12 protein-coding genes are annotated in these 14,032 nt (G+C 68.8%); 8 read left to right on the top strand and 4 right to left on the bottom strand.

The genetic code is table 11. From position 1 onward, the window contains the following. Positions 1–79: 79 nt before the first annotated feature. The 5 genes from WIX39_RS27710 (at position 80) to WIX39_RS27690 (ending at position 5,406) form a co-directional block, all read left to right on the top strand. Positions 80–457: a response regulator gene (locus tag WIX39_RS27710; protein ID WP_409196448.1), complete on the top strand. Its 378-nt coding sequence runs from the start codon at positions 80–82 to the stop codon at positions 455–457. Next, complete coding sequence (locus tag WIX39_RS27705) at positions 454–2,553, top strand: ATP-binding protein (protein WP_409196447.1); 2,100 nt, start codon at positions 454–456, stop codon at positions 2,551–2,553. Before WIX39_RS27710 ends, WIX39_RS27705 begins: the two co-directional genes overlap by 4 nt. Positions 2,554–2,678: 125 nt before the next feature. Continuing rightward, positions 2,679–3,500 (top strand): alpha/beta fold hydrolase, encoded by an 822-nt coding sequence (locus WIX39_RS27700; protein WP_081270344.1) that lies wholly within the window; start codon positions 2,679–2,681, stop codon positions 3,498–3,500. A 224-nt stretch (positions 3,501–3,724) separates the two neighbouring features. After that, positions 3,725–4,432, top strand: coding sequence for a VOC family protein (locus WIX39_RS27695; RefSeq protein WP_409196446.1), 708 nt, complete (start codon positions 3,725–3,727; stop codon positions 4,430–4,432). Next, positions 4,429–5,406 carry a Bug family tripartite tricarboxylate transporter substrate binding protein gene (locus WIX39_RS27690; RefSeq protein WP_409196445.1) on the top strand — a complete coding sequence of 326 codons (978 nt, stop codon included), beginning with the start codon at positions 4,429–4,431 and terminating at the stop codon, positions 5,404–5,406. Before WIX39_RS27695 ends, WIX39_RS27690 begins: the two co-directional genes overlap by 4 nt. A 38-nt stretch (positions 5,407–5,444) precedes the next feature. Here WIX39_RS27690 and WIX39_RS27685 read toward each other — a convergent pair whose 3' ends face one another. Next, positions 5,445–6,794, bottom strand: a complete 1,350-nt coding sequence (locus tag WIX39_RS27685; RefSeq protein WP_409196444.1) for an amidohydrolase family protein — start codon at positions 6,792–6,794, stop codon at positions 5,445–5,447. 125 nt (positions 6,795–6,919) lie between these two features. Here WIX39_RS27685 and WIX39_RS27680 point away from each other — a divergent pair, with 125 nt between their 5' ends. Beyond that, entirely contained in the window at positions 6,920–7,594 is a 675-nt protein-coding gene (locus WIX39_RS27680) for a TetR/AcrR family transcriptional regulator (RefSeq protein WP_106937850.1), read from the top strand. A gap of 36 nt (positions 7,595–7,630) precedes the next feature. On the opposite strand, the gene WIX39_RS27675 is transcribed toward WIX39_RS27680, so the two are convergent. Further along, entirely contained in the window at positions 7,631–8,599 is a 969-nt protein-coding gene (locus tag WIX39_RS27675) for a LysR family transcriptional regulator (RefSeq protein ID WP_285412499.1), read from the bottom strand. A 73-nt stretch (positions 8,600–8,672) separates the two neighbouring features. Further along, positions 8,673–9,653, bottom strand: coding sequence for a LysR family transcriptional regulator (locus tag WIX39_RS27670; protein WP_409196443.1), 981 nt, complete (start codon positions 9,651–9,653; stop codon positions 8,673–8,675). A gap of 111 nt (positions 9,654–9,764) precedes the next feature. Between WIX39_RS27670 and WIX39_RS27665 the strand changes: the two genes are divergently transcribed. After that, the gene (locus WIX39_RS27665) at positions 9,765–10,985 is read left to right on the top strand and encodes an MFS transporter (RefSeq protein WP_081270939.1); all 1,221 of its coding nucleotides are present in this window, start codon (positions 9,765–9,767) and stop codon (positions 10,983–10,985) included. 11 nt (positions 10,986–10,996) lie between these two features. Here the strand turns inward: WIX39_RS27665 and WIX39_RS27660 are convergent, their stop codons facing one another. Further along, the gene (locus tag WIX39_RS27660; protein ID WP_285412502.1) at positions 10,997–12,337 is read right to left on the bottom strand and encodes an MFS transporter; all 1,341 of its coding nucleotides are present in this window, start codon (positions 12,335–12,337) and stop codon (positions 10,997–10,999) included. A gap of 412 nt (positions 12,338–12,749) precedes the next feature. Here WIX39_RS27660 and WIX39_RS27655 point away from each other — a divergent pair, with 412 nt between their 5' ends. Beyond that, positions 12,750–14,000: an ABC transporter substrate-binding protein gene (locus WIX39_RS27655; RefSeq protein ID WP_106937854.1), complete on the top strand. Its 1,251-nt coding sequence runs from the start codon at positions 12,750–12,752 to the stop codon at positions 13,998–14,000. The last annotated feature ends 32 nt before the right edge of the window (positions 14,001–14,032 follow it).

Raw genomic sequence — 14,032 nt, 5'->3', positions numbered from 1 at the left:
TGACATCGCCCCGGCACCTGCGTCGGCGCCAATACGTTCCTGGGGCGCTGGAGCGCCGGCACGAACAGGGACTGATTTCATGTCGAACATCATGGTTTTCGAGGAAGATGGCGCGATGCGCGTGCTGATCTCCGAATGGCTGGGCAGCGAGGGACACCGGGTCCGCTCGCTGCCGCGGCATGGCGCCGCGCTCGACGCCGCGGCCGACCCCACGGTCGACCTCGTCGTGCTCGACCTGCCGCATCCGCGCTCGCGCAGCGGCGACGCCTTGCGCGCCGTGCAGGCGGTGCACGCCGCGTATCCGCGCTCGGCGGTCGTCGGCATCTCCGCGCAGGTGGCGCGCAGCCTGGGCGACACCTCGGAGGTCACCCGGGCGCTGGGGGTCAGCCGACTGCTCGCCAAGCCCTGCTCCCGGGAAGAGCTGCTGGGCGCCGTCGCGGCCGCCATCGCCGCATGACGTCGAGCGAGCGGCTGCGACAGCGGATCATCGCGGCGGGCGTGGTGCTGGTGGCGGCATTCGCCGGCTCGGCGGTCTATGACGGCTGGCGCCTGCACCAGCAGATCACCTTCGCGACCGAACGCGAGCTCGGCAACCTCGCCAAGGCCCTGGCCGAGCAGGGCGCCCGCAACCTCCAGGCCGTCGACCTGCTGCTGCGCGACACCGGAGAGTGGTGGGAGACCACCGGCCGTGCGCTGGCGCCCGAAGCCGTCGCGGAGGCGCTCGCCTCGCGCGTGGTGGGCGTGTCGCAGGTCAGCGTGCTGACGGTGGTCGACGCCCAGGGCCGGCAGCGGCACCGCTCGCGCGTCACGGGCGAACCGCTGGCCGACGTCTCGGACCGGCCGTACTTCCAGCATCAGCGCCAGGGCTCCGCGGACGGCCTGTTCATCAACGAGCCGGTCGTCACGCGCACCGACGGGCGCCCCGCACTGGTGGTGTCACGCCGGCTCACGGCGCCGGGGGGCGGCTTCGACGGGGTCGTCACCGCCATCGTCACCTTGCAGGAACTGCAGGCCGCCTATTCGGCCCTGGCGCTGGGGGAAGGCAGCGCGCTGCTGCTCACGCTGGACGACGGCACGCTGGTGGTGCGCCAGCCGGAGGAGCCCGGCATGCCCAGCGGCCAGCGCTTTCCGGAACTCACGGCGCTGCGGGGCGCCCCGCTGATCGACCGCTCGGTGAGCCCCGTCGACGGCAGGGCCAAGCTGGTCGCCGCCGTGGGCCTGGGCAAGCGGCCGCTGACCCTGACCATCACGCGCGACGAACACCATGCGCTGCGCCCCTGGCACGACGAGATGCGAAGCGCCATCGTGCGCACGCTGCTGCTCGCGACGCTGGTGGTGCTCACGATCGCCGGGCTGTTGCGCCAGCTGCGGCGCCTGGAAGCCGGCGAGGCCGAGAAGGCGGCCCTGCAGGCGCGGCTGCAGAAGGCCCAGCGGCTGGAGTCGCTGGGCACGCTGGCCGGCGGCATCGCCCACGACTTCAACAACATCCTGGGCGCGATCCTCGGTTTCGGCGAGATGGCCCAGCAGCATGCCGAGCCCGGCAGCGACATGCGCCGCTACATCGACCGCGTGATGCAGGCCGGCGCGCGCGCGCGCGTGCTGGTGCGCCGCATTCTCGAGTTCAGCCGCAGCGGCGTGGCCGAGCGCCTGCCGGTGAACATCCAGGCCGTGGTGGAAGAGGCCCTGGCGATGCTGCGCCCGACATTGCCCGAGGCCATCCGCATCGACACGCGGCTGGAGGCCGGCACGGCCGCCGTGCTGGGCGACGGCACGCAACTGCACCAGGTGGTGATGAATCTGTGCACCAACGCCGCCCAGGCGCTGGGCGACGCCGGCAGCATCGCGGTCGGGCTGGATCGCACCGCCTCCAGCGTGGCGCAGCCGATGCTGCATGGCGAACTGGCTCCCGGCACCTATGTGCGGCTGGTGGTCGCCGACACCGGCGCGGGCATGCCGCCCGAGGTGCTGCAGCGCGCCTTCGATCCCTTCTTCACCACCAAGAAGCTGGGCGAAGGCACGGGCCTGGGGCTGTCGATGGTGCACGGCATCGTCACCGACCTGGGCGGCGCCATCGACATCGAGTCCGAGCCCGGCCACGGCACGCGCGCGACGGTGTGGCTGCCCGTGTGCGGCGAGTCCGAGGCGCCGCCCGCGCGCCCCGACCCGGCCTGGCCGCGCGGCAACGGGCAGGTCGTGATGGTGGTGGACGACGAGCGGCCGCTGGTCGAGCTGGCCGAGGAACTGCTGGCCGAGCTGGGCTACGAGCCGGTCGGCTTCGATTCGAGCGAACGCGCGCTGGAGGCCTTCCTGGCCGACCCGCAGCGCTTCGATGCGGTGCTCACCGACGAGATGCTCCCCAGCATGGCAGGCAGCGAGCTCGCCGCCAGGGTGCTCGCCCTGCGCCCCGGCCTGCCGGTGATCCTGGCCAGCGGCAATGTCGGTGCGGCGCTCGAGCAGCGTGCGCGCGACGCCGGCGTGGTCGCGCTGCTGCGCAAGCCGCTGGGGTTGCAGGAGCTCGCGGAAAGCCTTGCGCACGCGCTGGACGCACGCTGACGGCGCGCGATGGACTGAGAGCTTGCAGGGCGCATTACGGCTGAAACAGGCACACCGCCCGCTGCAATGCCCGCGCAACACGCGGCGTCGACAGTGAGGGCTCCATTCACCCACAGGAGTTCTTCATGAGCAGCATCACCACCGCCGACGGCACCGAGATCTACTACAAGGACTGGGGCAGTGGCCAGCCCGTCGTGTTCAGCCACGGCTGGCCCTTGTCTTCCGACGCCTTCGAGGACCAGATGTTCGCGCTGGCCTCGCAAGGCTTTCGCTGCATCGCGCACGACCGCCGCGGCCACGGCCGTTCCAGCCAGCCCTGGCAGGGCAACGACATGGACACGTACGCCGACGACCTGGCCGAACTGGTGAAGAAGCTCGACCTCAGGGACGCCATTCACGTCGGCCACTCGACTGGCGGTGGCGAGGTCGCGCGCTACATCGGCCGCCACGGCACCGCGCGCGTGGCCAAGGCCGTGCTCATCGGCGCCGTGCCGCCGCTGATGGTCAAGACGCCCGCCAACCCGGGCGGCACACCGCTGGCGGCCTTCGACCAGATCCGCACCGCCGTGCTGGCCGACCGCTCGCAGTTCTGGAAGGACCTGAGCATGCCCTTCTACGGCTTCAACCGCGCGGGCGCGAAGGTGTCCGAAGGGGTGCGCGAATCGTTCTGGCAGCAGGGCATGGCCGCAGGCATGCCGGCCTCGTATTTCTGCGTGAAAGCGTTCTCGGAAACCGACCTCAGCGAGGACCTGAAGAAGTTCGATGTGCCCACCCTCATCCTCCACGGCGACGACGACCAGATCGTGCCCATCGCCGACTCGGCGCTGCTGTCGGCGAATCTGGTGAAGGGTGCGGTGCTGAAGGTCTACCAAGGCGCGCCGCACGGCATGTGCACCACGCGCAAGGACGACGTCAACAGCGATCTGCTGGCGTTCGCGCAGGGCTGAACGCGGCGCGAGGTGGCCGCAGGGGCATCCCGTCGCGGGCGCTGCCCCAGGTCCTGGCAGCTGCCGCGGCGCGGCATGCATGACCTGCGATGTCATGAATACTGATAAATATTGTCCTTTCTAGACATGGTGAAGACGCCGAAGATTCGGTCGAACGCGTACCGGAGCTCTCCGGCGCAAGCATCCGCATCCAACGATCGCCACCATTCTGGAAGGACCTCGAATTGATCCATTTCGACCATCTTTGCCTCGCTACGCCCAACGTCTACGAATCCACCTTCAGACTCAGCCAGGAGACGGGCCTGGGCAACTACGACGGAGGCTTTTTTCCGCTCTACGGCGTCGGCCATCGCGTGGTGCCCTTGGCGCCGGACGTGTACATCGAGCTTGAAAGCATCGTGGACCAGCGAAAGCTGCGAGACGGCGTTCCCTTCACGGCCTTCATGGCGCGCCAGACGCAGGCGGGCGAACGCTTCATCGGCTGGTGCCTTCGCGCGGACACCCGCGAAGAACTCGACGCGTTCGCCGCGCACCATCGCACCACGGTGGACGAGCGCACGACCGGCAAGGACGCCGGGCGCCAGATGATGAACGGGACGCGCGGCTTCGCGCTGCAGACACCCAGCGCGCTCACGGCATGGCCGTCGGGCAAGCCCAACCTGTATTTCAAGCCCGACGCGGGCACGCATGCGGCGAGCCTGCCGGTCGTTCCGGGATCGGGTACCACCCACGGGCGCGGCATCGCGTGGATCGAGATCGGCGAGTCCGAGACGGCGCTGGCCGCATGGCTGGGCGATGTGGCCTCGCCGCGCGGCTTTCCCTTCGAGATCCGCTACAACGGCGGCCCCGCGGGCTTCTACGCCGTCGGCGTGGACACGGACGAAGGCGTCAAGGAAATCCGGCGCGCCGCCGTGCAACTGGAGGCCCCATGAAGGCGCTGCTTCGCGCCCGCGGCGTGCTGGCGCTGGCGGCGGCGCTGTTCGCGGCGGGCCTCGCACAGGCCCAGGTGGCCTACCCGAGCCGTCCCGTCTCGATCGTCATCGGCTACCCGGCGGGCGGCAGCGTCGACGCCGTGGGGCGCGCCGTGGCCGACGGCCTCGCCAGGCAGCTGGCCGCCCCCGTCGTGGTCGAGAACCTGGGCGGTGCCGCCGGGGCCATCGGCGTGCAGCGTGTCGTCAACGCCGCGCCCGACGGCCACACGCTGGTCTTCGGCTCCAGCAGCGAATTCGTCGCCACGCAGCTGCTCAATCCGGCCCAGAAATACGACGCCTCGAAAGACCTGGTGCCCGTGGGCTACGTGGGTGCCATTCCGCTGGTGCTGGTCGCATCCACGCCAAGCGGCGTGAAGACGCTCGAGCAGTTCGTCTCGGCCGTGAAGGCGAACCCGGGCAAGTACAGCTACGGGACCTCGGGCATCGGCTCGATGCTGCACTTCTCGGGTGAGCTCGTGAAGAAGCAGGCAGGGCTGTCGATCACGCACATTCCCTATCGCGGCGCGAGCAACATCGGCAGCGACCTGGCCGGCGGCTCGATCGAGTTCGCATTCCTCGGGCCTGGGGCCGCCAAGCCCTTCATCGACAGCGGTCGCATCGTGCCGGTCGCGGTGACCAGCGCGCAGCGCATCGCCCTGCTGCCCGCCGTGCCCGCGCTGGGCGAACATCCCGCGCTCAAGGGCTACGACCTGGTGGCCTGGTATGCACTGATGGCGCCGCGCAAGACACCGCCGGACATCGTCGCCAAGCTCCAGGCCGCCTTGAAGGACACCCTGCGCGAACCGGCCGTGCGCCAGCGCCTGGAGCTGATCGGCGTCGTGGTCGGCCGCGGCGACGAGAACCTTGCGCAGATCATGACGAAGGACGCGGGCCAGTATCGGCGCATCGTCGAGTTCGCGGGCATGCGCCAGTAGGACGCGGGCCTCGCGCGGCTCGAGCCCCGCGCGACGCTTCAACCGCCGTTGCGGGCAGCAGCGAAGATGGCCGCCCTCGACTGCGAGACCCTCTGCGCGGTGCGGCCCGCGTCATGGTTCAGCAGCCGCCCGCCGGACAGCAGCGCCTGTCCGTCCACGAACACCGTGTCGATCTCCCGCGCGCTGGTCTGCAGCAGGAGGTGGGCGCACAGATCGTCCGCAATCGAATCGCCGAACAGGCCCTTTCGAACGAGCACGATGTCCGCGCGCTTGCCTGCCTTGAGCGAGCCGATCCGGTCGGCCATGCCCAGGACCTGCGCACAGCCGATGGTCGCGCGGCGGATCAGGTCGGCGGGCCGCAGCAGGGGCATGCCGGGACGCACCGCAGGCCGGCGGCCGGTGACTTCCTCGCGGGCACGCGCCGTCAGGCCGTCGATGAAACCCTGCACGGCGTACATCACGCGCAGCTGCATCATGGGGTCCGAGGCCACGTGGCATGGGACGTCGCAGCCGAACACCACCGGCACACCGTGCTCGGCGGCGCGTCGCACCACGTCGGCGGGCGTGCCCTGCACGTCCGCCGAAGGCGTGAAGCACAGCGGCATCGCGCTGCGCGCCATGCGCCGCAGCTCCTCGTCGGTGAGCAGGTTGCCGTGGATGCCCAGAAGATCGGGCCCCAGCAGGCCCTGGTTGTCCAGCGCCGCGACGTCGCCCCAGGCGTTCAGGTGAATGCAGCTCGCCGCACCCAGCGCGCGAGCGAACGCGAGCTGGCCGGCCACGTTCGCCGTCCCGATCGATTCGATGCCGAAGTTCACCGTGGTGCGGCTGCCCGGATCGTCGAAGCGCTCGAACACCCGCCGCGCATCCGCGAAGCGCGCGGCCTCGCTGTCGAAGGCGTCGGGCAATTCGCTCATGAACGAGTAGGTGAAGACGTGCCGGATGCCGGATTCGCGCAGCCCCTCGATCGCGGCGTCGGCATAGCCGGGCGCGCGGATGTTGTGGCAGTAGTCGACCACCGTCGTCGTGCCATAGGAAAGCATCTCGTGGCCGCCGACACAGCCTGAATTGAAGTTGTCGACCGGCTGAAAGTAACGCCGCAGCGGCAACAGCCGGGTGAAGTAGTTGCCCGTCCACAGGTCGGGCACATAGCCGCGAAGCACCGTCTGCCACATGCAGTTGTGCGCATCGATGAGGCCCGGCAGCGCGATCATGCCGCTCGCTTCCACCACCGCCGCGCCCTCGCAGCTCGGCCCATGGCTGGACGCGATGTCCGGCGCGACCCGCACGATGGTGCCGTTGTCGATCAGGATGTCGCATCCCCGGATCTCGCCGCACGCATCTTCCATGGTGATGACGTCGGCGTTGCGGATCAAGGTCCTCTGGTTCATGGGATCATTTCCGTCGCGTGGCGCTCGCCTTGACGCGTCAGGCGCCTTTGTTTATCGTCCGATCACTTTGAAGCGGGCGAGCTAATTTGTCAATCGATCAATAAACCAGGGACATCCCGACCCACATGGCCACCAGCAAGCCCCCCGGGGTCCAAGACAGCGCGGCGCCGCCGGCGCGAAGGCGCCTCGCGCCAGAGGACCGCGAACACCAGATCGTGCAGGCGGCGACCGCGTTCTTCGCGCGCAAGGGCTTCGATGCCAGCACCCGCGAACTGGCCGGCGAGCTCGGCATCACGCAGCCCCTGCTCTACCGCTACTTTCCCACCAAGGAGGCGCTGGTCGACCGCGTCTACGAGGACGTGTTCGTGCGGCGCTGGAACCCGGAATGGGAAGAATGGCTGGCGGACCGCTCGGTGCCGCTGCCCGAGCGGCTCAAGCGCTACCTGAAGGACTACGCGCGCTTCGTGCTGCGCGGGGAATGGGTGCGCATCTTCATCTATGCGGGCCTCAGCCGCGGCGGCATCAACCAGAAGTACCTCGCGCGCCTGCGCGAGCGGCACTTCGTGGTGATTGCCCGCGAGCTGCGTCACAGCCACGGCATTCCCGAACCGCGCAACGCCCAGGAAGAAGACGAGGAGGTCGAGCTCGTCTGGGCCATGCATTCGAGCGTCTTCTACATCGGCGTGCGCAAGTGGATCTACGAATTGCCCACGCCCAGGAATCTCGAGCGTCTCATCGACATGCGTGTCGATGCCTTCATTGCCGGCGTGCCGGTGGTGCTGAAGGCGCAACGGTCCTGAGCGCGACTGCAGGCCGTGCGGCCGCGCACCGCGCGCTCAGCGCTTGGAGGCACGGCCTCGCGCGCCCTCGCCGCGCCCGCGCACCGGCCGCGCCACGCTGTGCTTCGGCGCCGCCGCGCGGCGCACGCGCGCAGGGTGCGGCACGTGCGGCAGCGCATCGAGAAAGCGCTGCGCCGCGGGCGACACGGCCTCCGGCCGCCAGACGATCCGGTACTCGGTCTGCATCTCCAGCAGCGGCAGCGGCCGCGCGACGATCATTTCGCCAGCGAACTGCACCAGGCTTTCCTGCGCCGCGCACAGCCCGAACTCGTTGGCCACCAGCGCGAGCGCCGAGACGATGTCGCCCGCCACGCAAGCCACGCGCGGCTCGAATCCCAGCCGGCGGCAGGCCGTCATGAATTTCGCGCGCAGCGAGGGCCCGCTGCGTTCGGGCGTCACCACCCACTGCGCGTCGACGAGCATCTGCAAGGGGATATCGGCCACCGCGACGAGCGGGTGCCGCTTGGGCATGAGCAGCACGTAGTTCTCGGTGCTGTACAGGCGCGACGCCAGCGAGGGATCGGTCACCTCCTGCGTCTGCACGGCGAAGTCGAGCCGGCCGCGGCGCAGGGCCTCGAGCTGCTGAAGCTCCTCCGCGCCCTCGAACTGGAAGGCGATCGAGGGATGGGCGAGCTGCACCTGCCGCGCCGTGCCGGGGATGATGCCGTTGTAGAGCGCGCCGGCCATGTGGCCGATCACCACCGTGCCGCCGATGCCGTCGGCCCTGCGCTGCAGGTCGCGCATCAGGGTCTCGTTGCTTCGCAGCAGCTCGCGTGCATTCGCCAGCAGCTCGCGACCGGCGTTGTTCAGGCGCAGCGAGCGGCCCACCCGTTCGAACAGCGCGAAGCCCACGCGCGCCTCGAGCTGCAGGATGGTGCGGCTCAGGGGCGACGCCGAAATGTGCAGGGCCTCGGCCGCACGGGAGATGCTTTCGTGCTCGGCCACGCTGACGAATTGGCGGAGCATCCGAAGTTCGATCAGATGCATGGGGGTGGTCTTGGGGCGGTCCAGCGGGAAGGCCGAATTCTAGGCACGGGCCTCATGTTCCGCCCGTGGCGGGGGTGATGGGAGTGACGGGTGTGGCGGTGTCCAGCGCCACGGGCACCGACTGGCGAACGAGCTCGAGGAACTGGCGCAGCTTGGCGGGATAGAAGCGTGCGGGCGGGTATGTGAGAAACACGGGCAGCGGCGGTGCCTGCCAGTCGGGCACCACCTCGACGAGCTCGCCGCGCGCCAGGTCGTCCTTGAAGAGCCAGCTGGACCCGACGCACACGCCCAGGCCGTTGAGCGCCGCGCTGCGCAGCGCGAACAGGCTGTCGGTGATCATGCGCGGGGCGATCGCCAGCTGCTGCCGCTCGCCGGTGGACGTGTGCACCAGCATCAGCTCGTTGCGGTAGAAGGTGCGCAGCGCCAGCCAGGGCCAGTCCGCCAGCATGCCGGCATGCGTGGGGGTGGGCCGCCCGGCCAGCACGCTCGGGGCCGCCACTGCGATGCGCGGCACTTCGGAGAGCTTGCGCGCCACAACCATCGGATCGGTCACCTCCCCGACATGGATGGCGCAATCGACGCCCTCGGCAACGAAGTCGGGCTGCCTGTCGTGGAGCAGCCATTCGACGGACACCCGCGGGTAGCGGCGCAGGTATTCGGCCAGCGGACGCACCAGCAGCGCCTGTCCGAAGGCGTGCGGCACGACCACGCGCAAAGTCCCTTCGGGTTCGTTGTCGACGCCGCGCATTTCGGCGTCGAACGCGTGCCAGTCGGCCAGCATCGCCTTGGCCCGCTCGAAACACCGCTCCCCGTCCTCGGTGAGCTTCATCGCGTGGGTCGACCGCTGCAGCAGTTTCACGCCGAGCCAGAGTTCCAGGGCCTGCAGCCGGCGGCTCACCGTCGGCTGGGTCGAGCCCAGCTGCACGGCCGCCGCGGAAAGGCTGCCAGCCTGCACGATGTGGACGAAGGTCTGCAGCAGCTCCACGCGGTCGCTGCTGGAAGCGGTGATGTGATCGGGCCGCGTGGATGCCATGAATCCCTCTTTTATACGTCGCGCGAATAAACGTTGTTCGCTCCACGATGCTACCAATCGCCTGCAAGCGGCGTCAGACTTGCGGCATCGAAACGTTTAAGGGTTAACACCATGTCCCACATTCAAGATGTGCATGCATCGGCCGCTCCGGGGGTCCGGCCGGCCGAACCGGCAGGACTCGCGCCCTCGCTCACCTGGATGCTGGCGGCCGGCGCCGGCCTGTCGGTGGCGTCGCTCTACTACAGCCAACCCATGCTGGGCGTGCTGGGCGCGGACATCGGCGCCTCGACGCAGGCCGTGGGCCTGCTGCCGACGCTCACCCAGTTCGGCTACGCGATGGGCATCCTGCTGCTGGCGCCGCTGGGCGACCGCCGCGACAGGCGCACCATCATCCTGATCAAGGCCGCCGTGCTCTGCGCCGCGCTGTTCATGGCCGCGCTCTCGCCTTCCATCTCCACGCTCTTCGTCGCCAGCCTGGTGATCGGCCTGGCCGCCACGATGGCGCAGGACATCGTCCCGGCAGCGGCCACGCTCGCGCCGGAAACGCATCGCGGCAAGGTCGTCGGCACGGTCATGACAGGGCTGCTGTCCGGCATCCTGCTCTCGCGCGTGGTCAGCGGGTTCGTCGCCGAGCACTGGGGATGGCGCGCGATGTTCGCGGTGGCCGGCGTGAGCATCGCCGTGGTCGGCCTGGTCGCCTGGAACCGGCTTCCGCGCTTCAAGGCGACCACGCACCTGTCGTACCTCGCGCTGCTGCGCTCGCTCGGCGCGCTGTGGCACCGGCATGCCGAACTGCGTCGTGCGACTTGGTCGCAAGGCCTGTTGTCCGTCGGGTTCAGCGCCTTCTGGTCGACCTTGGCAGTCATGCTGCACGCGGCGCCCTTCAACCTCGGCGCCGCAGCAGCGGGCGCTTTCGGCCTGGCGGGTGCCGCCGGCGCGCTGATCGCACCGGTGGCAGGGCGCGTCGCGGACCGCCGCGGTCCGGCACTCGTCACCCGGCTGGGCGCAGCGCTGGTCGTCGGGTCGTTCGCGGTCATGGGACTGTCGTTGTTCATGGCGCCGGGTGCGCAGCTCTGGGTGCTCGTCGCGAGCACCGTCGGCTTCGACCTCGGCATCCAGGCCGTGTTGATCGCTCACCAGTCGATCGTCTACGGCATCGATCCGGGCGCACGGAGCCGGCTCAACGCGGTGCTGTTCACCGGCATGTTCATCGGCATGGCCATCGGATCCGCGCTGGCGGCGGTGCTGTTCGCGCATTTCGGGTGGATGGCGGTCACGGCCCTGGCCACGGCCTCCGCACTCGCGGCCCTCGTCCTGCGCATGGCGCGCTGAGGGCTCGCATGTCAGGCCCGCTCGATGCGCGCGGCGGCGCGCCGGTCGCTGGCACCCAGCAGCCCCGCGCGGCGCATCCCGCGACTCGCGACGAAAACCAGCGCGGCGCCCAGCAGTGCCGCGATGGCGAGGAACAGCAGCCCCGCGTCGTAGGAACCCGTGCGGTCCTTGAGGTAGCCGATGAAGTACGGGCTGAACATGGAGCCGACGATGCCGAAGGAGTTGACGTAGGCGAAGACGACGGCCGCCGTCTTGCCCCTGACACCGATCGCGGTCAGCTGCCAGATGCAGATCGGGCCGCTGACCAGGCCGGCCGTCAGCAGCGACAGCCCGAGGATCGACGCGTAGAGATTGCGCACGCTCACAAGGACGGCAATGCCCACCGCGGCCGTGACGAAAGAGGCAATCGCGTGCCAGACGCGTTCGTTCGTCTTGTCGGAATGCGCGACCCAGAACCAGTACAGCGTCATTCCGATGATGCTCGGTATGGCGGACAGCAAGCCGACCTGCACGGTCGACAGCGTGGTGCCGAAGAGGCGCCCGAATTCCTGCACGATCTGCGGCGTGAAGATCAGGCTTGCGTAGAAGCCCATCTGCGCCGTCGCATAGGCGAGCGACAGCAGGACGAGGTGCGGTTGCAGCAGCGTTGCGGGCAAGGGCTTGTCGGCATGCGCAGACACGGCGGCGCCATCAGACTCCCTGGCCGCGATGACCTCGCGCTTTTCCGCGTCCGTGAGCCAGTCCGCATCTTCGGGCCTGGAGGTCAGGTAGCGGGCGGAGTAAAAGCCCAGCAGCACAGGCAGCAGACCCTCGACGAACAGCATGATCCGCCAGCCCGAGAAGCCCATGAGGCCGTCGGCGTACTGCACGATGGCTGCCGACATCGGCGTGCCGACGATCACCGCCCAGGGCAGGACCAGGATCACGAGCATGCGCCCGCGCATGCTCGGCGGAAACCACAGTGCCAGGCAATAGATCAGCCCCGGGAAAAGTCCCGCCTCCGCGAAGCCCAGGAGCATGCGCACCGCGACGAGTTGCCAGCCGTTCTGCACGAAGGCGGTGCAGGCCGAGATCAGCCCCCAAGTGACCATGATCCGCGTGAGCCAGACGCGCGCGCCGATCCTGTGCAGGATGATGTTGCTGGGAATCTCCAGCAGCAGGTAGCCGATGAAGAACAGGCCGGCGGCCAGGCCGAAGACCTGCTGGGAAATGCCCAGCTCCGCATTCATGCGCAGCGCGGCCGTGCCGATGTTGATGCGGTCCAGGTAGGCCATGGTGTACATCAGCATCAGGATCGGGACGATGCGCCGGATCACCTTTCGCTGGACGGACGCGGAAAGAGTAGCAGTCATTTCGTAAGCCAATAACGTCGGGAAGTTGGCGAGCGAGGCTCGCATTCGAGGTCCGCCGGTCCTGTCCGAAGCGCGGCGTTGATCAAATGATCAATGTCGCCTTGACGTCCGAAAAGGACAATATTTCTCTGCATGTCGGACTTTTCGAGTCTGATCCGAGCGCGCTCCGAATCCGGGCACATCCGTGCACGCCGAGGCTCCGCGCCCTGGGCACAGCCACGCGTCGCAAGCTATCGACCGATCACCAAGGAAGCGCGGGCCACGCACCGCCGATCCGGGAAAACCCGTCCTCTCCGGCCTCGATTCGGTCTTGCCGCAGTGCCTTTCAGCGAATACTATTGATCAATCGATCATTAACAAGACACTGACGATCGACGCAGGACGAGTTCCACCCCCACAGATCGGAGACACCATGACCATCGACCGCAGGCGCTTCATCGCCACCGCCGCCACTGCCGGCGCCACGCTCGGCCTGCCCGTGCTGGCGCGCGCCCAGGGCGCAGCCGAACCCTTGCGCCTGGGGCTGCTGACGGCCAAGACCGGCCCGTTCGCCTCGGGCGGCCTCGACATGGAGCGCGGGCTGCAGGCCTACCTCGCCGCCAACGGGCAGATGCTGGGCGGGCGCAAGGTCGAGCTGATCGTCGCCGACACCGGCGGCGTGCCGTCGACGGCACGCACCAAGACACAGGAACTCGTCGAGCGCGAACGCGCGCAGGTGTTGATGGGCCCGCTGGCCGCGTTCGAGGCGCTGGCCACCGACGACTACATGCGCGCCCGGAAGATCCCGGTGTTCCCGGTGGCCGCGGCCGAAGACATGACGCAGCGCAAGGCCAGCCCCTGGCTGTTTCGCGCAAGCTCGACGTCGGCGCAATGCGCCCATCCGCTGGCCGACTACTGCGCGAAGAAGCTCAAATACAAGCGCATGGTGCTCGTGGCGGACGACATCGCGTACGGACACGAAATGACCGCGGGTTTTCAGCGGGTCTTCGAGGAGGCGGGCGGCAAGGTCGTGCAGAAGCTCTTCCCGCCCCTGACCGCGCCCGACTACGGCACCTTCCTCGCGCAGCTCAGCCGCGAGGCCGACGCGGTGTTCCTCGGCTTCGCCGGCTCCAACGGGTTTCGCTTCATCCGCCAGTTCAACGAGTACGGCCTGCGGGGCAAGCTCGCGCTGGTCGGCGGCATGACCGCACTCGACGAGGCCGTGCTTCGCAACATGGGCGACGAAGCACTGGGCATCGTCACGGTGAACTGGTACTCGGCCGAACTCGCCAACCCGGTCAACGCTGCGTTCGTCGCGTCTTTCCGCAAGGCCTACAGCTACGACCCCGGTTTCTATGCGGCCTGCACACACGTCAGCGCCTCGGTGCTCGATGCGGCACTGGCGCCCATGAAGGGCAAGGCCTTCGACAAGGAGCAGCTGCGCGCGTCGCTGCAGCAGACCCAGGCGATGACGGCACGCGGCCCGGTGAAGTTCGACAGCTACGGCAACGTGGTGGGCAACGTCTATGTGCGAAAGGTCGAGCGCAAGGAAGGCCGGCTGGTCAACAGCATCGTCGATACCTACGACAACGTGAGCCAGTTCTGGACCTACGACCCGAAGAAGTTCCTGGCCGAACCGGTCTATTCGCGCGACTGGCCGCCTGCGCGCAATCTGGTCGGCTGAGCGCGCCGAAGCACCCCAGCGTACCGGCAGAA

Source organism: Variovorax sp. AB1(2024), assembly GCF_037482385.2.
Lineage (GTDB): Bacteria > Pseudomonadota > Gammaproteobacteria > Burkholderiales > Burkholderiaceae_C > Variovorax.
This window is presented reverse-complemented; position numbering and strand designations above follow the sequence as displayed.